General features: G+C 37.9%; 20 protein-coding genes. 2 read left to right on the top strand and 18 right to left on the bottom strand.

Annotated elements, in window-relative coordinates; translation table 11 throughout:
* Window position 1 precedes the first annotated feature (1 nt).
* From ACH3O9_RS11285 to ACH3O9_RS11255, 7 genes are all read right to left on the bottom strand, one after another.
* Entirely contained in the window at window positions 2-505 is a 504-nt protein-coding gene (locus ACH3O9_RS11285; protein WP_416440454.1) for a glycoside hydrolase family 108 protein, read from the bottom strand.
* Window positions 502-1,131 (bottom strand): hypothetical protein, encoded by a 630-nt coding sequence (locus ACH3O9_RS11280; protein ID WP_416440452.1) that lies wholly within the window; start codon window positions 1,129-1,131, stop codon window positions 502-504. Before ACH3O9_RS11280 ends, ACH3O9_RS11285 begins: the two co-directional genes overlap by 4 nt.
* A 4-nt stretch (window positions 1,132-1,135) precedes the next feature.
* Entirely contained in the window at window positions 1,136-1,378 is a 243-nt protein-coding gene (locus ACH3O9_RS11275; RefSeq protein ID WP_416440450.1) for a hypothetical protein, read from the bottom strand.
* An 8-nt stretch (window positions 1,379-1,386) separates the two neighbouring features.
* Window positions 1,387-3,789, bottom strand: coding sequence for a hypothetical protein (locus tag ACH3O9_RS11270; RefSeq protein ID WP_416440448.1), 2,403 nt, complete (start codon window positions 3,787-3,789; stop codon window positions 1,387-1,389).
* Between the two features lies 1 nt (window position 3,790).
* Entirely contained in the window at window positions 3,791-6,826 is a 3,036-nt protein-coding gene (locus tag ACH3O9_RS11265; protein WP_416440446.1) for a hypothetical protein, read from the bottom strand.
* Window positions 6,826-7,266 carry a hypothetical protein gene (locus tag ACH3O9_RS11260; protein ID WP_416440444.1) on the bottom strand — a complete coding sequence of 147 codons (441 nt, stop codon included), beginning with the start codon at window positions 7,264-7,266 and terminating at the stop codon, window positions 6,826-6,828. Before ACH3O9_RS11260 ends, ACH3O9_RS11265 begins: the two co-directional genes overlap by 1 nt.
* A gap of 392 nt (window positions 7,267-7,658) precedes the next feature.
* Window positions 7,659-8,399: an SOS response-associated peptidase gene (locus ACH3O9_RS11255; protein ID WP_416440442.1), complete on the bottom strand. Its 741-nt coding sequence runs from the start codon at window positions 8,397-8,399 to the stop codon at window positions 7,659-7,661.
* A 96-nt stretch (window positions 8,400-8,495) separates the two neighbouring features.
* Between ACH3O9_RS11255 and ACH3O9_RS11250 the strand changes: the two genes are divergently transcribed.
* The gene (locus ACH3O9_RS11250; RefSeq protein ID WP_416440440.1) at window positions 8,496-8,915 is read left to right on the top strand and encodes a LexA family protein; all 420 of its coding nucleotides are present in this window, start codon (window positions 8,496-8,498) and stop codon (window positions 8,913-8,915) included.
* A gap of 2 nt (window positions 8,916-8,917) precedes the next feature.
* The gene (locus ACH3O9_RS11245) at window positions 8,918-10,174 is read left to right on the top strand and encodes a Y-family DNA polymerase (RefSeq protein ID WP_416440438.1); all 1,257 of its coding nucleotides are present in this window, start codon (window positions 8,918-8,920) and stop codon (window positions 10,172-10,174) included.
* 100 nt (window positions 10,175-10,274) lie between these two features.
* Here the strand turns inward: ACH3O9_RS11245 and ACH3O9_RS11240 are convergent, their stop codons facing one another.
* The 11 genes from ACH3O9_RS11240 to ACH3O9_RS11190 all read right to left on the bottom strand — a co-directional run bounded on the left by ACH3O9_RS11240 (window position 10,275) and on the right by ACH3O9_RS11190 (window position 17,111).
* Window positions 10,275-10,583: a hypothetical protein gene (locus ACH3O9_RS11240; RefSeq protein WP_416440436.1), complete on the bottom strand. Its 309-nt coding sequence runs from the start codon at window positions 10,581-10,583 to the stop codon at window positions 10,275-10,277.
* 259 nt (window positions 10,584-10,842) lie between these two features.
* A complete protein-coding gene (locus ACH3O9_RS11235) occupies window positions 10,843-11,046 on the bottom strand; it encodes a hypothetical protein (RefSeq protein ID WP_416440434.1) in 204 nt (67 codons plus the stop codon).
* A gap of 106 nt (window positions 11,047-11,152) precedes the next feature.
* A complete protein-coding gene (locus tag ACH3O9_RS11230) occupies window positions 11,153-11,314 on the bottom strand; it encodes a hypothetical protein (RefSeq protein WP_416440432.1) in 162 nt (53 codons plus the stop codon).
* Entirely contained in the window at window positions 11,304-11,567 is a 264-nt protein-coding gene (locus tag ACH3O9_RS11225) for a hypothetical protein (protein ID WP_416440430.1), read from the bottom strand. Before ACH3O9_RS11225 ends, ACH3O9_RS11230 begins: the two co-directional genes overlap by 11 nt.
* Window positions 11,564-11,695: a hypothetical protein gene (locus ACH3O9_RS11220; RefSeq protein WP_416440428.1), complete on the bottom strand. Its 132-nt coding sequence runs from the start codon at window positions 11,693-11,695 to the stop codon at window positions 11,564-11,566. Before ACH3O9_RS11220 ends, ACH3O9_RS11225 begins: the two co-directional genes overlap by 4 nt.
* Before the next feature lie 10 nt (window positions 11,696-11,705).
* Window positions 11,706-12,089 carry a hypothetical protein gene (locus tag ACH3O9_RS11215; RefSeq protein WP_416440426.1) on the bottom strand — a complete coding sequence of 128 codons (384 nt, stop codon included), beginning with the start codon at window positions 12,087-12,089 and terminating at the stop codon, window positions 11,706-11,708.
* Window positions 12,086-12,892, bottom strand: coding sequence for a DNA adenine methylase (locus ACH3O9_RS11210; RefSeq protein WP_416440424.1), 807 nt, complete (start codon window positions 12,890-12,892; stop codon window positions 12,086-12,088). The genes ACH3O9_RS11215 and ACH3O9_RS11210 overlap by 4 nt, the downstream gene beginning before the upstream one ends.
* Window positions 12,893-13,165 (bottom strand): hypothetical protein, encoded by a 273-nt coding sequence (locus ACH3O9_RS11205; protein ID WP_416440422.1) that lies wholly within the window; start codon window positions 13,163-13,165, stop codon window positions 12,893-12,895. It abuts the gene before it with no gap.
* Window positions 13,166-13,184: 19 nt separating this feature from the next.
* Complete coding sequence (locus ACH3O9_RS11200; RefSeq protein WP_416440419.1) at window positions 13,185-13,529, bottom strand: DUF2528 family protein; 345 nt, start codon at window positions 13,527-13,529, stop codon at window positions 13,185-13,187.
* Window positions 13,530-13,546: 17 nt separating this feature from the next.
* The gene (locus tag ACH3O9_RS11195) at window positions 13,547-14,038 is read right to left on the bottom strand and encodes a hypothetical protein (protein WP_416440417.1); all 492 of its coding nucleotides are present in this window, start codon (window positions 14,036-14,038) and stop codon (window positions 13,547-13,549) included.
* A 16-nt stretch (window positions 14,039-14,054) separates the two neighbouring features.
* Window positions 14,055-17,111 carry a CHC2 zinc finger domain-containing protein gene (locus ACH3O9_RS11190; RefSeq protein ID WP_416440415.1) on the bottom strand — a complete coding sequence of 1,019 codons (3,057 nt, stop codon included), beginning with the start codon at window positions 17,109-17,111 and terminating at the stop codon, window positions 14,055-14,057.
* Window positions 17,112-17,115 lie beyond the last annotated feature (4 nt).

Here is a 17,115-nt window from a genome sequence, read left to right as displayed (position 1 = left end):
TTTATACTCTTTTCATCCAACCGTTGAAGAATTTCTCCTGAGCAGGATTCGCAAATACAATATCTCTGTATTTCGTGAACTGGAGACCATTTAAAACTTTTAGCAAAATATCCTTATCAACTTTACTGTAAGCTGAAAGTGTGGCAGGGCCAATTCTGCCATCAATATGTAAATCCTTAAAGTTTCTCTGGTTTCTATTAAGCAGATTAAGTGCTTCCTGTAGCATTCTGGATGCGGTTCTCACACCCATATTTACAGCGGTATCAAATAATTCTAAAGCAATTGAATAATCAAACTTATCAAGATCCATATATCTTGAATTCCAGTAATAGGTGTAATAAATGCTTTTCGCCCTGTCTAGAGATAATTCTTTAATGTTCTCATTTGGAAAAGCTCTTTTTGAAATCCCATATTTAGTCTCACCACCTCTGTCTGCCGGATCATTTACATATCCGCCCTCTATACCTATTAATTGCTCAAATGCTAGATTGAAGTTTTCCATCATTCCTTTTCTTTAGTTAAAAATTCCTTGAATTTTAGCTCTATTACCGCCTCTGCGTAAGTGAAAATAGGAGCCTTTTTTTCGTAGATATATTCAGTGTTATTGCCAATGCTTTTAAAATCTCTATACCAAAAAAGAAATACTGGTATGTTTATAACAACAGAAGAAGTAATTCCTAATGCGACTCCCCAAAATGATCCATTAGTAGTATCTGCCGTCAACTGGTTTACACAGTATAAATATGCTACCAACGTTAAAGCCTTAAAAGCGGTGAATTGTAACTTTTGAGGATTGAATTTCTTTAACTCATAAATCTTCATTAGTTTCTTAAATTCTGGCGTTCCCGGCTCGTATTTTAGTGATTCTGCTAAAGCAACTTTTGATTCTTTTTTTGACTTTTTTACACCGTAAAATGCATCTACTAGGATTGTGATCAATAAAATCAATAATACCGCATTTGGTATTCCAAATAATTCTATTTCCCAGATCTCACTTATGATCTCAACTAAAAAACTTATTACAGCAGAAGTTGTCAATACAACATAATGATTGTCTGAAGCTAGATCCCATACCCGTTTTATATACAGATAAATAGGATTAAAGAATATTTGAAAACAGGTAGGGATCATCTATCTAACTCTTAACTTTCTTTACCGTATCATCAACCAACCTACTCAGGCCAAGTGTGATAATATCCAGTAGTTTATCTTTTGCGAAAAGCAGCATCAAACCTGCGGCCCAGCACCCGGGAACCCAAAAGAATGATATCTCTTTCCTGGTCTCAAAAAACAAATAGATTATCAGGAGGCTAAAGCCCACAATTATAAAAAGTAGCCCTATGATCGTGCTTAGTGGATTTTCTTTTATTCTTTCCATATCTAAATCTAATGTGTTGTATTAATTAGCAGCCAGTCGCTATTGAAATCATATTTTCTGAATGTGGCTGTTTCGTTAGGTGAAAGCACCAGACTACCACCGGGTATATCAATATTACCGGCGTTATTTATAGTTAGTGTTCCTGCGCCTAATGCGGTGATTGTAATCTCATCACCTGTTATATGCTTACTTGTGATTGTAGACAAAGCTGTAGTCCCTGTATTAACCAAAAAGCTGTTGAGACTTACAATGTCAAGCGAGCCGTCACCGGCCACCGCTAATTGTCTGGTGATGCCTTGTGTAGTAAGTGTGCCACTGCCTGTGTTATTGTATTGCGTAATACCCACGTGGGAATCGCCCCATATTATATAATCGTGCGTACCTATGAATTTATTATTTGTTATACTAGCAGAAGAAGCATTGACATAAACGCCATAACCTGTGCCGCTGCCATTGCTTGCCGCATTTGCAAATCTTGATTTATCAACGGTAACATTACTAGCGGAATTGACGATTTTAATTCCCTTGTGTAGATTTTCAAAATAACCGCTTATGTGTATGTCCTGCGCTCTGTCTATCTCTATACCTAGATCTGCATTTTGCAGTGTTACCAGGTTAAAATAAATAGAATAAGGTGTAGTGTCATTGATAGGTGAGCCGCCTATAAATTCACGCCCTATGTAAATATTTCTGCTTGTCGTTTCTGTGTCAGCATTCCACGAAGACACCTGACCCTCTGCTATGCAATTATTAAAATCTACCTGGCCTACTTTACCGGTGATCCTAACTGTAGACGCGTTATTTTCTGATCTAAAAAAACGGCAATGATTGAAAGTAAGGAACTGATTTACAAGATCCCCACCATTAGGCCCCTGCTGTGCTTGCAGGTACATAGGATCACCATCAAAACCTTTAACAGTTATATGTGTTAGTGTTGTATACCACAACCCGCCATGATAAGGAGCTTCCGGCAATTCTTTAGCGGAAAAATCAATACCTTTTTGATTTGGGTTTGTAGCACCTATCCCCTGTATTGTTAGGCTTGTTATTTGTAGCCTTTGCACAGGACCTGCGTCTAGTTTTACAAACCCATCTAAATCTGTATCTGCCGCTTGCAAAATGCTTTCATGCTCAGAAAGCCCGATGTAATTCACATCTGAGTATATGACAACGCTGTCAAGTATATATTTTCTGGGTGGTATAATTACTGTCCGGTTGCCGACTTTTGCCGCTTCTACGGCTGCATTCCAAGCAACTTGATCATTACTTGTGTCATCGCCTGTTGCTCCAAAAGCTTCTATGTTTGCACCTGCGTCTAACCCAATTAGCGACTCTGCGTAGGCTCTAGATTCATTTAATATAATTGTGTCATTTTGAAACGCTAATGCTTTTGCAGCATCTGCCTTGTTTTGTGCGCCTGTTTGGGTTTCAAAGTCAAGGGATGAAATCTCGCTATCTGTATATAACCTGTCTGCAATGGAAGTACTATCTGCTATTTCTTTAACTCTTGTTTCAGTAATTCCCCCACCAGAAAAATCAATATCATTTATTGCCGCTCTTAGGCTGGCGGCAGTGTCTGTAGTGTTACCACCGTTAGGTGTATAATCTGCTGCTATCTGACTTTCTAACGCATCAACTTTATCTTGAGCGCCTGCAGGGGTTTCATAATGACTTAGCGGTAATCGCGTGTTATCATCTACCATTAATTCTGCCTGTTGCTTGGTAGCATCATAGACCGCTATTTCGTTACCGTTGATCTTTGGTGCAGCAACTGAATTGAGTTGGATAGATTTGAATTTCTTTGCGCTTTGGCCTATAAACAAATCGCTCTCATTGTTATTTGCCGGAACAACTAAAGCATCTGTTCGGTCAAAAAGTAAGCCGCTGGGCTGTATTAATATTTGATTATTGAAGATAGAACCTACAACTATATTACCGTTTACCTGCCCGCCACCTGATAACTTCAGGAAATTGTTATTTGAGTAATTATATACTGCCAAAGGCGTAGCGGCTGTAGTGTCTGTAGCGTTAGAATTGATTACCGTAGTTAAGGGAGTTGCACCACTTTGATAACTTAGGGATTGCGCATATTCCTTCGCGCTTAATCCTACACTATCTGCGTAATTTCTAACGAAATCTTCAACCACACCAGAGGGCGCATTCCAGTTATCAATGTCTGTTTGCGTGATATTTTTTACCAAATCACTAACCGTAGGATCTGCTTCATTAGCGATCTGAGGGCGCGGCACTCTCCCAAAGGTGAAGTCTGGGCGTATAACTACCAACTCATCGGTGTTACTACCTACAGGTAAACTATCTGTAAGTTTTACATTGCCCGTCTCAACATTGCCGTTTTGAGCTGTACACGCAATAGCTACCAGTAAAAATAATAAGGAAAAATACTTTTTCATCTTAAGTCGTTTTTGTAAATCCGCCTATGTATTCATAACCATTTTCGCCAAAATAGTAATAGCCTATTTTCTTTGTGACCCGATCTATTGCATGAAAATAATCGGTCTCTACAGGCTCTTCGCTTGTGCTAGGGTTATCAGGATCTCGAAAAATTTGAATTACATCGTTGCGGGTTATGATGCTTTCAGTCAAGGGTGCTATATAAGACGGGTCAAAAATATTGTAACTAGAATCCGGCAGCGGATTGCACAATATCCAGCCTAACATAAGCTGTGCATACGGCTTATATCCTATCGGATCAAAATGAATATTCGCATTTCCCACACCTCCATAAATAGCGTTCTGAGTTAAATTTCCAGATTCATTTAGAAAAGTGTCTGTTGAAGCATAAGGAAAAATAAATGAGCCATTTTGAAAAGCATAAACAGGAAGTATTTTGATTTTGGTAAGCGCCAGATCTGCTACTTTTTTGTGCATAGCGTTAATAAAATCAAACTGATTTTGCCTGTACGCGTCTGGTGTGTTGTCACCTTTAGCGGTGCCGGTCACAACTCCTACTTCTACATTTGGTAAGGCAGTTTTGATTTGGCTTAACATGATTTCAAAACCAAGTAATGAGTTAGCCTGATTTGCACCGTATTTAGTGATATCGTTAGTGCCTAAAGCAAGACTTATATGAGTAGGCGCATCAAATGAATTTGAAGATAGGTAATTCGACAGATCAAATATGTAAAAGTCCTGACCAGTATCAGTAGTTTCCGCTAGACTTAATTCAGAAGCACTATCGGTTCTTTGAAAACACCACTCCGGATGATTTGATTTGTCTGTACTGGTTGCTAACTTTAAAAAAGGAGAGTAAATTACTGAGTTTGTAAAAGGGTGTTTGTTGGATTGCCCTACAAAGTTCAAAAAAGTCCACCCTTCGCGTCCCTCACCAGCAACACCGCTATTAGTAGCAGTGCCTATATTACTAATTGCAATTCCTGTAACAAGCGCGTTGTTATATTCTCTTGTGTATTTTGCAACACCCCTGTTAGTAAGACTGTTGCCAATTGCCAGCCAGGTGATTATTTCTCCTGATTTTGCTTTCTTATCATAAGCAGATACACTAATAGGTATTATTTGATTTTTATCAAGATCAATAACAGATCTTAAGTGCAGAGCAGCAGAACTGCTCAGATCTTTAGCCGTGAAATTTAAATCCTCAACGCCTGTTTTGTAGCGTGAAATTGAATATGGCGAGTTTATATTGTTCTCTCGCAAAGAAATTAATGTTTTGACTACTTCAGACCTGTTACGAATTATGGAAGATTTATATATCGTATAATCTTCACCGGCAATGAGATCAAGAGTGTTAGAGAAGAAAATTTCTCTTTCAATATCATTTCCGGTTTCATTCTCTAAAACATCTACTCGATTGCCAATGCCTTCAACATCTTGCTGAGTTTTAGTAAAGTTATTGATGTTATAAAGTCGCAACCCCGTTGTACCGTAACTATCTTCTACAGCTAAAGAATAAGACGTGGGAAATTCTGCCAAATCTATATTGTTTACAAACAAAAATCTATCTGTAGAATTTTTACGCCTTATTGTAGGAGATGCATTATCTGAAAAGACAAGAACGTATAAATAGTTATTAGCCTGAAGTGTTAATGGTTCAGATAAATCTAAAGTTAGAATAGTACCATCTATGGGCGCACTGTCCTGATCGTAATTAAAGGTCTCTACCAATGTCATATTTACGGTATTACCTGTCTTTACAGGAGCCGTATAAACTCTGGCCTCTAAATTAAAAGTCGAGGTCGTAAAGTAAATTGCAGCTTCAACGCGATTAAAACTATGCTGTTCTGGAAAACTCGCACATTGCCCCAATGCTTTTTGCGCGGGTTGATTCCAACTATTTGTGCCTGTTAAATCAAAAGAATCGTTTATTATGTATGTAGATGAATCTTTGATTATTTTCTGAGCCTGAGAACTATCTATTTTCTTAGCTACATCTGCTTTTAAAGTAACAAGCTTGGTAATTTCGTTAATATTATAAAGCTTCAAACCTGTTGTGCCATAGCCATCATTTTCAGAGAAAGTGAATACTAAAGGGAAATCTGTTTGATTAGCGCTTTTAAAGAATAAAAATCTATCTGTAGAATTTTTACGCCTTATTGCGGGGGTGGCGTTGTCTGAAAAAACAAGAACGTATACGTAATTACCAGCTTCTACATTTAAAGATTGTGAAAGCTCTAAAGTAAGAACCGTTCCATCTATAGGTGCATTATCCTGATCGAAAATAAAGGTCTCAATCAAGGTCATGTTTGAAGTATCGCCAGTATTAGAATCAGAAATGTATACTCTGGCCTCTAAATTAAAAGTTGACGCTGAAAAGTAAATAGCAGCTTCAATTTTATTAACGCTAAAGTATTCGTTGATCGCGATGTATTGCCCATAACCTTTTGTAGACGCTTCCTCATAATTATTTACACCGTTAATATCTATAGATTCATCTGCTTCATATTTTGAAGCGATATTTATTAAATCTAAAGCCTGTAAAGCATTCACTTTGTCTTTTATAGATTCAAAGACTTGATCCCCTGAAACCCATCCAAATTCGTTTAATCCAACTCCTATAATTGATTTTTTAAAATAAGGTTTTTCAAATCTATAATTATTGGCTTCACCACTTTGGTAACTATATTCACCGGCATTATCAGGATCTGTGATTTCTGAAACTCGAAATATTGTCCCATCTGCCGGCTTAGGATCTGCTGCTGCATATTTATTAATAGCAATTTGTAAACTATCTTCAACTTTTACAGAATCAAACACAGCTGAATCAAAAATTGCTTTTAGATCATCTGCATTACCAGGAAAACTTCCAGATTTCATATAATCATTAAATGTTAACTGGTTTTCAGTTAAAGCCCTAAAAATCTTATTAATATCCGCCGCACTCAAATAATACTTTTGATCGAGACCCTTTATTTTTTCGATTTGGGATGGATGGTCTTCTTTAGGTGATATATTTAATGGAAATTCACTCATTAGTTTACTGCTATTGTTACGGGATTTAATTGTGGCAATACAGCAATAATCCCCAGATTAAATAAATAGTCTGGAGGCGTAATTCCTGTACTTTCAAAACTTATTGTAGCCTTACCATCTCTAAAATAGGCGTCACATCTGGCAGGAAGCAGCGCGTCTGCGATCTCATAAACATCCTGGTTATTAAGACCAACCTGTAGCGCATAATTTGAATTGACCAATTGGTTGATATCCTTAAATTCATCTCTTCCAATTCCTGGATAGGAGAACTCAAGTTTATTCTGCCATTCGTTTCCTGCTTTTGTAATGCGTGACCGCGAACTCCAGCGTATTGAGCTGGGAGTTGAGTAAATATCCTGCCATACCGCGCCTGGACCTACGGGTTGCAAATAAACCTTGCAGGCGTTGACTATGAGATCTTTATTTCGAGTAGTAAGCACGGTGTAATTATAACACGCGCATGAAAATGGTATGTGGACAACCTTAATTTTGAAATATAAATGTGCAATCGTGCGGAAATCGTGCGGAAATCGTGCGGGAAGTTTTCAGTATTAGCAAGACTTAAGAAGCAATGCCACAAAAGCACAGTTTTCTTATTCTATATCTATCTCTTTTTAAAAAGAGTAAAGAATATATATAATGCAGGTTTTGCATGTTTGCACTATTTGTTTTTATCCTAATTAATTGGGGGTGCGGGGGAAAATAAAAGATATTTGATGAAAAGGATATAGGCAGTGTACAGAGCTCACACACCCCCGTTCACAAATTGGATAGTAAATCTGTGCGGGAAGTGTGTAATAGGTGCGTCAGGCAGTTATAATGAGCTTAAATATTAAACATCAAGGAAGATATCTAGTGGTGGTACAGGTTCTAATATATCTGGTTCATTGTAACCACGATTTTTATTGATCACATTGCTCACCGGATAGGTAGTAAAATCATCCCTGGTGAAGCCTACATTCATAAGCTCTTTTATTTTGTCTTCAGGAGTATCTGGATTAAGCCATTCCCAATATAAATCTTCATTAAGGACCAGTGGCATACGATGCGTTGAAGATTTCGCAGGTTTTTTATTGTGCACTTTGGCGAAAAGCTCATTGGCCGGAACGGTGATGAGTGCAGATGTGTAGAAATCAGATCCCAGTTCATTATAGACGCCGGCAAAGCAAAATAGCTTTCTATCTTCCAAATGAAAATAATAGGGCTGTGATTCTTTACCTACCGTATGCGGTTCAAAAAAGCCATCTGCAAGTATCAGGCAGCGTTTGCTTCTAATGCTGTTACGATATACCGGCGATTCAAATACATTCTCCTTACGTGCATTAGCCGTAGAATATTTCTTCCTGAAGCTTTCCGGATCTTCCTGCGCATAACCTGGTATCAATCCCCAGGCGGCCGGATATATAAATGTATTATCGTCCTGTGGAATGATGTATATGTTCTGCTTAGTAAATGCACTACGGTGAAAGTATGGCTCATATTCTAACCAGGTGGCGAATTGAATCTGATTATTCTGATTAAACTCTTCTTCAATCTCATTCTGGCTTTTGGTAAGACTCTTTGCGTAACACATAATGGGTTGTTTATAAACCAAAGTTAAATTATTATGTCATAATGCCAGCGTTATTTAATTTTGGAAAGTTTCCCAATTAAAGGATTTTTTCCAATTATGATAATACTAAGCCTACAGCAGGAATTATTAGAATTACAATTACCACTGACTTCAACAGGTATGTCTTGTGGCTTCCCCTCACCGGCAGATGATCACCTTGATGAAGGAATAGATCTTAATCGCGAATTCATTAGAAATAAGGATGCTACTTTTTTTGGTAGGGTTAAAGGCGATTCTATGACTAACGCTGGTCTTGATGATGGAGATCTGCTTATCATAGATAAAAGTCTTGAACCCAAAAATGGAAAAATAGCCGTTTGCTTCGTAGACGGTGAATTCACCGTAAAGCGTATTCAGATCGAGAAAGATATCATCTGGCTGGTTGCTGAAAATTCAAAGTATAAACCCATCAGGGTGACTTCTGATAATGATTTTTTGATATGGGGAATTGTTACGAATGTTATTAAAAACCTTTAGTCATGTTTGCTTTGATAGATTGCAACAATTTCTACGCTTCATGTGAACGAGTTTTCAATCCTGAACTGAATAATCAGCCAGTGGTTGTTCTTTCAAATAATGATGGTTGTGTTATTGCCAGAAGTAATGAGGCAAAAGCTCTAGGAATACCTATGGGCCAACCAGCATTTCAATTAGAGAAATTGATCAGGGAGAATAATGTAAAGGTGTTCTCTTCTAACTATGCGCTGTATGGCGATATGAGTTCAAGGGTAATGAACATTCTGTCTCAATTTAGCCCGGAGCTGGAGGTTTATTCTATAGATGAGATATTCTTAAAATTAGAGGGCTTTGATCTTTATGATTTTCACGCGTACGGCACTCAGATGATCACTACGGTTTACAAAAATACAGGCATCCCAATAAGTGTGGGTATAGCTCCTACAAAAGCACTCGCCAAAGTGGCTAATAAAATCGCGAAGAAATTTAAAGACCGCACAAACGGAACCTACGTCATTAACACACCAGAAAAAATTGAGAAAGCTTTACGATGGACAGAAATAGGAGATGTCTGGGGAATTGGGAGAAGGTATGCCACCAAACTAAAGAATATAAAAGTGAATAATGCCTGGCAATTCACTCAATTACCAGCTCAATATGTCCTGAAAGAAATGACCATTGTAGGCCATAGACTTCATCGGGATCTTAGCGGCGTACCTACACTTGAACTCGATGAAATTGCAATTAAAAAGAATATTGCGGTAACCCGCTCCTTTGATAAAATGCTTGATGATTATGAGGATATGAAAGAACGTGTTTCAACCTATGCTGCAAAAGTTTCCAGCAAGCTTCGCAACCAAAATAGTTGTTGTAAGGTCGCATACATTTTTATTCACACCAATGGCCACAGGGAGGATCTACCTCAATATAGCAATGGAATTACCGTGCAACTCCCCTATTCTACTAACTCCACTATAGTAATATCGAAAGCTGCCTTACGAGGATTAAGTAGAATCTTCAAAAAGGGCTATCAGTATAAAAAAGCCGGTATCATATTAATGGATCTCACCCCAGACACTGAAAAGCAACTCACATTATTTTATAAGGAAGATCACAGACATCAGATCTTGATGAAAACTATAGACCGATTAAATCTGAACTGTTTTGATAAGGTAAAATTTGGTGGTCAGGATCTTAACCACACCTGGAAAATGAGACAGGAACATTTATCAAAACGCTATTCTACACGATTAAATGAGATAATAACTGTAAAATGTTGAATATTCTTTATAAATTTAACCAACGTGTTTAATAGTTTGGGAACTTTAAATATGTTAAAAACCGCTCTCTAAGGGCGGTTTTGTTGTTTATAGTAACAAGTTAAGAGTGATTGTTTGTTAAGTCTAACGCCTTCTGCAGGCAAATTGTGCAAATATTTGCAGCGTTTGCATACAATTCAGTTTCATCTACTTCTTCGCCTAATTTCACAGAAACCGGCACCTCTCTACCACATTCATCACAGATGTTAGACATCCAGGAGTTGTTGCCTATGATCGCCGTGACCTCTTCTTCTGTAGGATCTTCGATACTTTGCAACTTTTGTGTGATCTCCGGTGAAGAATCTCCATATTGAAACTTCCAGTCTTTAACGATGTTCTTAAGTAGATTTTCTTTAGTTATCAATTTCATATTATGAATTTAATGAAATTTCAGATTAGCCGCTAGTGCTGAATGGGAAATATTACATACAAACGTTTACAATTGGATAAGGTGCTAATATTTCCTAGTTATGTGTCATATACCCTCGCCAGCGTTAATTTTGGCGAGCAATTACGCGTATATCTGTGTGCAACCAGCCGCACTTCGGGTAGACGACAAACATAACACTGTATATAAATAATGCTTGGTTTTGTGCTGTAATCAAGGTTCAATGCTTTTAATGCCATAATTAATATTTAAAAAATTGGCGTTTAGGTTTAAATTTAAAAATGCTTTTGGCAGTTTCTAATATCCAAAATCTGTAATATTCTAATGCGCTTTCTTTTGTTTTCCCAGTTGGGTCAATATAATTTCCAGTATCTACATAATACTTGCCATTCCTTTCAAAGAACTTTATTTTTCGTCTGCATTTTTTAAGAAGTCCTGTTTTCATTTTTAATATTAATTATTAGTTCTGTGTTTAATTCAAAGATTTCTGCATTTAATCCGCACTATTCATATACCCATTCATTGCATCACATTAAAACGATGCTGTAACATCAATCAAATAGAGAGGGGTTTCTGGTAGCATCTATTAATGCGTCTACCTGTTTTTCGAGTTCTTTTGAGCGTTTTAAAGCTTCATTATCCCGATTTCTGAAGTATCGCTTTTGCCAGGTGCGCATATTTTTTACCAGCGCAAAGAATGCATCACTTTTCATAATTCAATGCTTCTAATATTTTCATATCATGCTTCATATCTGCCAGATGCTTATCATTAAATTGCCTATTGGTTTGTTCTGCAAACCTGTCTATAGCATTGGTAGCGATGAGATCATCCATACGCAGATCTCCGCGTTTTTCTGCAGCCTTTATTTCTTCTTTGTAATCGCTCAAAATGCGAACTATTATCGCAGCCTCCAGTGGCTTTAAAAAATAAACGATGTTCATAATGGTGTTGCTTCTCTGACTCATGATATGGCTATAATTATAAAGGTTACTAATGCGATAAAAACCAAACCTGCAAGGGTGAGAATAAAACCGCTTATGAATCCGCTTTTAAATGCCTGGTGATATACTTCTGGTTTAAATCGATCTTTCATGATCTCAGTTTTAATAATTTCGCTTTAAGGCCGGTAGCCGGTTTATGCCCAGATCGTAGATGTGCTGCGGACATTTAATGTCTATCTTATTCTTATAGCTAAGTACAAAGTAATCCTGGCCAGAACGCAGCTCTATCTTTCGCACTCCGCGTGGCTGACTGCGTTTTATGAGTTCGTAGACCGATTTTTGCTCTTTACGCAGCGATTTTTCAAACAGATCTACCTCCAGTTTAAAACATTCTTCCTGAGTAAGGCGCTTACGGGTGTAATTGAGAATGTTTCGCTTTTTAAAAACGCCTTTATAACGGTCTGGTATAGTTTTTACATGCTCATTGCCCAGATAGATCTTGATGCCTGCAGGAGTTATCTGTTTTGTGTATGGATTTCCTTTCATAATTCATAATTCCAGGTTAAAACTTCAGTTTTACGACGATCTCCTCCAGCTACTCCAAGCCGCTTATCAAATTCCTTTTGATGCCACGCATTAATGTTTACGTATTTATTGAGTGATTCATTGGAGTATGAAGAGAGAAGAAATTTTCCTTCTATTCTACTTAAGATTTCTAATAGTTCATCAAACATCTCTTGAGTATATCCTGAATAATGGCCTTGTCGTGCGCCAGCATAAGGGGGATCCAAATAAAAAAATACGTCTGGACTATCTCTTTTTGGTATAAGTTTTTCTGCTTCCATGCAATGAACGCAAACCGTTTCCAGTCTCTTTATATATTCCTGAAACTGAATTCTTCTATTAGCTATTGAAACTGCAGGAGGCCAATTATCATTTTTGTTTTTAACCCATTGAAAGCTGCCGGCAGCTTCTGCCCCATAACTCATATTTGTACAAACAAAAAATGCCCAGGCCCGTTCTACTTCAGAATATCCTGAAGGACTATGATATACTTTTTTGCAATGCTTAAATGTTCCTTCACAGTGTAAAGTTGTTTCTACCAACTTTAAAAGTTCTACAAAATTTGTTTTCATCACTTTGTAGAAAGTAGCAACGTTTCTGTTGATATCATTAAGTACTTCAATCTTACTAGGCTCCTTAGCCCAAAATAAAGCGGCACCCCCAGCAAAACCTTCTACATAAATTCTGTGAGCGGGTATTAGCGGTAGAATATGTGGCAACATTCTCGTTTTACCTCCATAATATTTAATTGGTGTTCTGTGTTGTATTTGAATATTGCTTTGCATCTATCCTGCTTTTTGAAAGTTAGTTTCTGTTTTAAAGGTCATGTTATTATCTAATGCACTTACTGGAACCCAGATGCGGCGATCTCTAAACCATTTTTTAAATTCCTTTTTGTCTGTACACTCAGTCGTGTATTGTGGGCCACACAATGTGCCTGGTTTAATTACACTGGTGGTGAAATACATCAACCCCATTTTAAGTCCGCTGTTGCGGCTGTTAACTACGTCACGCATTGTTGCCGGCCGTATTGTGATATTTGCTACCTGAGTTTCCATAAGATTTGCGATTTGTTCGTTACTTTTCTAGGACTTTAACTTCAAGTTTGTTTTCATCAAACGTATAGCCTTCAACATGTAGCAATTTTATGCCGCAGGAACCGTCTATTGGATAGAAGCCTTCACCGTCATTAAAATCAGCAATAACACCTTCCGTATTGTGATCATGTAATGTTGATTCTATTATTGCTCGCAGCGCATATTTTCGCACTGCTTCGTCAACAGGGTCTCCGTTTTTATCATAATCCCACAGAAAAAAGGTGAGCGTATCGTTTGCTAATTGCGGGGTAAATTTTTCTGTGTCTACTTCAAATTTTACTGAAGCTTCCATCATGTCGTAATCAAATTTGTATATCTTAATCATAATTTAGGTTTTAGAGATTAACGGATTAACATTTCAAGAGTAGCATGATTTTTTACATTCACATATACCAAAGTTTCAGGGTCTACCTGATACTCTCTGGATAGACCAAAGGCTTTATTTTCGATAGGTTGTGGAAGCAAATAATATTCATCAGTACTTTCCTTTGGTGTTCTTTTCACATAAAGTTGTCCTCTTATCAAGCTGCCTCCAATAGACCTTATCCCTTCGTAAGAAAAACCAACTGTTTCATCATTCAATAAATCGTCATAGTCTTTCCAATCAAATGCATTTAGGTCTTCCTCAGTGGGGAAGAAGGGTTTATAGAAACCTGTAGCAGTCTTTATAACTAAAAAAGCTTCCCAAGTACTTCCCGGAACTGACTCAGTAATCATTTCCAATTCCTTACTAAAACCAGCCCCAAATAATCTGATAAATACACCAGAAGGCCATGCTTTCCTAGTCAGGCGCTTCTCTTTTCTGGATAAATCTTCAGCTTCGGCGTAATTCATTTTTTTAATTTTAGAGTTAAACAATCCCATCTTCACCATCTTCTGTCTTGCGGTTCTGGTGATAGGCTTCAAATATTTTATTGTATTCATCTTCACTTACAAAAACCTCTATATATTCTTTACCACCGGTCTTAATGTCACCACCTTCTGTTGAGGGATTGTAGTTGTAGTTCTTAAAATCACAGTAACCCTTTATCTTCTTTTTAAAGCTGGTGATGTTTGTATATGCTGCAGAGCGTGGGAAGCGATCTTTAAACCCTTCACCATGTATCTTAATGTTGGGGTCGTTCTTATCCATACTGTACATCTCGTGCTTGCTCAGGCGTTGATTGAGGTTATTAGGATTAGAGAAATATTCATTTGCCCAATCAAGGAAAGATTCACCCAATTCCTGACGTATGCGACGGCGGTGTAGTTCTTCTGTAGGAGCTTCTATAATGCCATATTTAAAATAGGTATGCAGGCAAAAGGCTGCGAAATTGTAAAAGAGGTTATACTGCTCATTTTCCCATTCGTCAAAAAACATGACCTTAAAATCATCTATAGGCTTGTGTTTATCATTGTACCAGTCGCTAAAGCCTAAAAGTATCTGGCGATCTCTAAAGCTACCACCCTCACCTTTTAAGGAGTGGTTTGTAGTAATGTAAAATTTTTGTGTGGTATCTGGAGGCAACGTGGTTTTTCCCAATCCTTTTTTCTCTACCGTGAACTTACCGGTGATGTAGGGGAAAAGCATCTCAATGTCAAAATTGATGCGCACGTCATCTATAAATACATTCTCTGTACGCTCGTCTACCTCCTCAAAAACAAAACGATCTTCTAACAGGTCTCGTTTCTTACCTGGAATAGTAACCGTGGGTACCAGATTTTCCATAATAAGACCAACAAGGGATTTACCACTACGGCCGTGCGAACTACCAACCTCACTCATTTTAACATCCATGCCTATCACCGCGCGCATAATGTTTGCATTGCGGTACCGGTGCAACATATACCCAATGGCTGTAATCTTACTTAGAAAGTGACGAGAGGTATTAAATGCTTCATCAAGCATGTATTCTGATAACGGCTTTCGGGAAAAGCGAGAGGTGTTTAATAAAAACTGTAACATGTGGCACTTTTCACCAGCTTTACTAAAATCAATCGTATACTCCCCAATGTATGGTTTGAGATCAGGATCTTTCTGTGCATCTTTAAGTGTGATCTGGTGCAATTCTTTAAGTAATGGCTCTGTTATCTTTGGTTCAAAATCCCGCAATTTGTCTTTCCAGACGTGGCCTTGAATATCACTGATGTCGGTTTGCTCAATACCTTCCGCAGTAACTTTCCAATAGCAATTCTTAAAGTATAGATACTGTATACCTTTACCCGGGCGGTGCAGGTTTAACCTGGTAAACTCTAGGTTACCCATACTGTCTGGACCTAAGTAGCGATTTCCGCCGGCGTAGAGCAAATTTTCTACATCCTCACGCGATATTTGCTTGGTAAAATTGATCACGAAATCTTTGATCTGGTAGTTATCTACGGTAGAGACAATGTTATCTTCTATGTGAATCCAGATGTATTTACCCTCACCTATATGGTAGCGGTGAAAACCTCTATTCTGCAGAAAGGTGTAGCAGCGTTTGTAATTAAAAGATAATGTGTTGCCTTTTTTACTTTTATCTTCATTCCAATATTGCTCATGATCAAGCAGCGGCTGTGCCAGCTCGATCTCACCCTTTACAAAGCGCCATTTTACATTTCCTATTTTAAACTCCGGTAAATGCTCCAGATCTTTGCGGTAATGATTTATAAAGCCGTCTTTGCTTTCTAGGTGCCAGTATGATAGTAATTTATAATCACTGACTGTTGTGATGTCATGAAATTTAATCCATTTGGCATCTCCGGCAGGATCTACCAGTGCTTTTTCTGCAAGGGGTTTTAATTCATCTTCCTTACCACGCAGGGAGTTAGTTAGCAGATCGTCAATACCTTTATCTTTCTCCGGATTGTCTTTTATATAACCGAAGAATATCTTAAGGTGAATATCATTATTTGTAAACGCGTAGAAATGTTTTTGAAAGTTGAGCACTGCCCTAAAGAATGATTTAGGCCGCATATCTGCAGCGTTGTTGCTATCAATCTTACTACTAAGCTGGTCCCAGTCTGCATCAAGTACAAAAACCACATTCTCTACCTGGCATTTCTTGATGATCAGTTCAAATTCACGAGGGAGCTTATTGTTACTGGCAATGTTATGTATGCCCATAATACCCACAGACAATAGACCGTGCTTTGTGGCCTTTTCTGCTTTAAGCTCACCCTCTTGTATGTATAAAGTATCAATGTGCGAACCCCGTTGATATTTTGCCCGTACACCTTTAGGAATATAGATCTTAGAATCGCTGCCATAGGGAGATTTGTATTTAGTAGGTTTGCCATACCTGTCTTTATGCAGCTCAGGATTTTGATATCGCACACGGCGAAATGTGAGCTTGGTTCCTGTAGGGTTTCCGCTTTTGTCTTTGCGGTAGTAGTACATCTTCTTACCCTCCAGATCGTAGTAATCTATAATGATATCATCACCTGGGATCACATTCCATTTATCATCTACACTCCCGCTGCGAAAAGTAGGTACCAGGGCATTTGTATTTTGATCTACGTAAACAGAGGCCGTGATATCATCAGTGGTTAATCCGCTGCCATCAAGTTTATTGGCACAAAACGGAAAGGCGCTTTCTTCTTTAACCCGCTTAGATCTAACCGCTTTTTTAGTGTTTTTCACCGGTTTTTCTTCCTGCAGGGAGATATTTTCTATTTGAGCGAGAGATTCTAAAGCTTCTGGATAAGTAAGATTGTGAAACTTCATCACATAATCTATAGGCTGCCCCGCGCCAATATCACATGAAAAGCATTTTACGATATTCTTTGCCGGGGAAAACTCAAGCTTGTCTGCTTTTTTACAAATGGGACAGGTATATTTTATCTGGCTTCCCTTCTTTTTGCCATGCTGATGATATGCATTAAGGGTATTATCAAGTTGAGCCTTGTTAAGTATTTCCTGTTTTTTATCTTCTGAGATGTAGGGCATTCTG

Origin of the sequence: Leeuwenhoekiella sp. A16 (assembly GCF_047946675.1) — a bacterium.
GTDB lineage: Bacteria > Bacteroidota > Bacteroidia > Flavobacteriales > Flavobacteriaceae > Leeuwenhoekiella.
This window is presented reverse-complemented; position numbering and strand designations above follow the sequence as displayed.

Bases quoted from the DNA above. Each gene is read 5' to 3' on its own strand.
- ACH3O9_RS11265 (WP_416440446.1), bottom strand. From the start codon at position 6,826: ATGAGTGAATTTCCATTAAATATATCACCTAAAGAAGACCATCCATCC.
- ACH3O9_RS11200 (WP_416440419.1), bottom strand. From the start codon at position 13,529: ATGATTAAGATATACAAATTTGATTACGACATGATGGAAGCTTCAGTA.
- ACH3O9_RS11225 (WP_416440430.1), bottom strand. From the start codon at position 11,567: ATGAGTCAGAGAAGCAACACCATTATGAACATCGTTTATTTTTTAAAG.
- ACH3O9_RS11230 (WP_416440432.1), bottom strand. From the start codon at position 11,314: ATGAAAAGTGATGCATTCTTTGCGCTGGTAAAAAATATGCGCACCTGG.
- ACH3O9_RS11270 (WP_416440448.1), bottom strand. From the start codon at position 3,789: ATGAAAAAGTATTTTTCCTTATTATTTTTACTGGTAGCTATTGCGTGT.
- ACH3O9_RS11210 (WP_416440424.1), bottom strand. From the start codon at position 12,892: ATGCAAAGCAATATTCAAATACAACACAGAACACCAATTAAATATTAT.
- ACH3O9_RS11275 (WP_416440450.1), bottom strand. From the start codon at position 1,378: ATGGAAAGAATAAAAGAAAATCCACTAAGCACGATCATAGGGCTACTT.
- ACH3O9_RS11220 (WP_416440428.1), bottom strand. From the start codon at position 11,695: ATGAAAGATCGATTTAAACCAGAAGTATATCACCAGGCATTTAAAAGC.
- ACH3O9_RS11240 (WP_416440436.1), bottom strand. From the start codon at position 10,583: ATGAAATTGATAACTAAAGAAAATCTACTTAAGAACATCGTTAAAGAC.
- ACH3O9_RS11245 (WP_416440438.1), top strand. From the start codon at position 8,918: ATGTTTGCTTTGATAGATTGCAACAATTTCTACGCTTCATGTGAACGA.
- ACH3O9_RS11195 (WP_416440417.1), bottom strand. From the start codon at position 14,038: ATGAATTACGCCGAAGCTGAAGATTTATCCAGAAAAGAGAAGCGCCTG.
- ACH3O9_RS11250 (WP_416440440.1), top strand. From the start codon at position 8,496: ATGATAATACTAAGCCTACAGCAGGAATTATTAGAATTACAATTACCA.
- ACH3O9_RS11215 (WP_416440426.1), bottom strand. From the start codon at position 12,089: ATGAAAGGAAATCCATACACAAAACAGATAACTCCTGCAGGCATCAAG.
- ACH3O9_RS11280 (WP_416440452.1), bottom strand. From the start codon at position 1,131: ATGATCCCTACCTGTTTTCAAATATTCTTTAATCCTATTTATCTGTAT.
- ACH3O9_RS11190 (WP_416440415.1), bottom strand. From the start codon at position 17,111: ATGCCCTACATCTCAGAAGATAAAAAACAGGAAATACTTAACAAGGCT.
- ACH3O9_RS11255 (WP_416440442.1), bottom strand. From the start codon at position 8,399: ATGTGTTACGCAAAGAGTCTTACCAAAAGCCAGAATGAGATTGAAGAA.
- ACH3O9_RS11205 (WP_416440422.1), bottom strand. From the start codon at position 13,165: ATGGAAACTCAGGTAGCAAATATCACAATACGGCCGGCAACAATGCGT.
- ACH3O9_RS11235 (WP_416440434.1), bottom strand. From the start codon at position 11,046: ATGAAAACAGGACTTCTTAAAAAATGCAGACGAAAAATAAAGTTCTTT.
- ACH3O9_RS11285 (WP_416440454.1), bottom strand. From the start codon at position 505: ATGATGGAAAACTTCAATCTAGCATTTGAGCAATTAATAGGTATAGAG.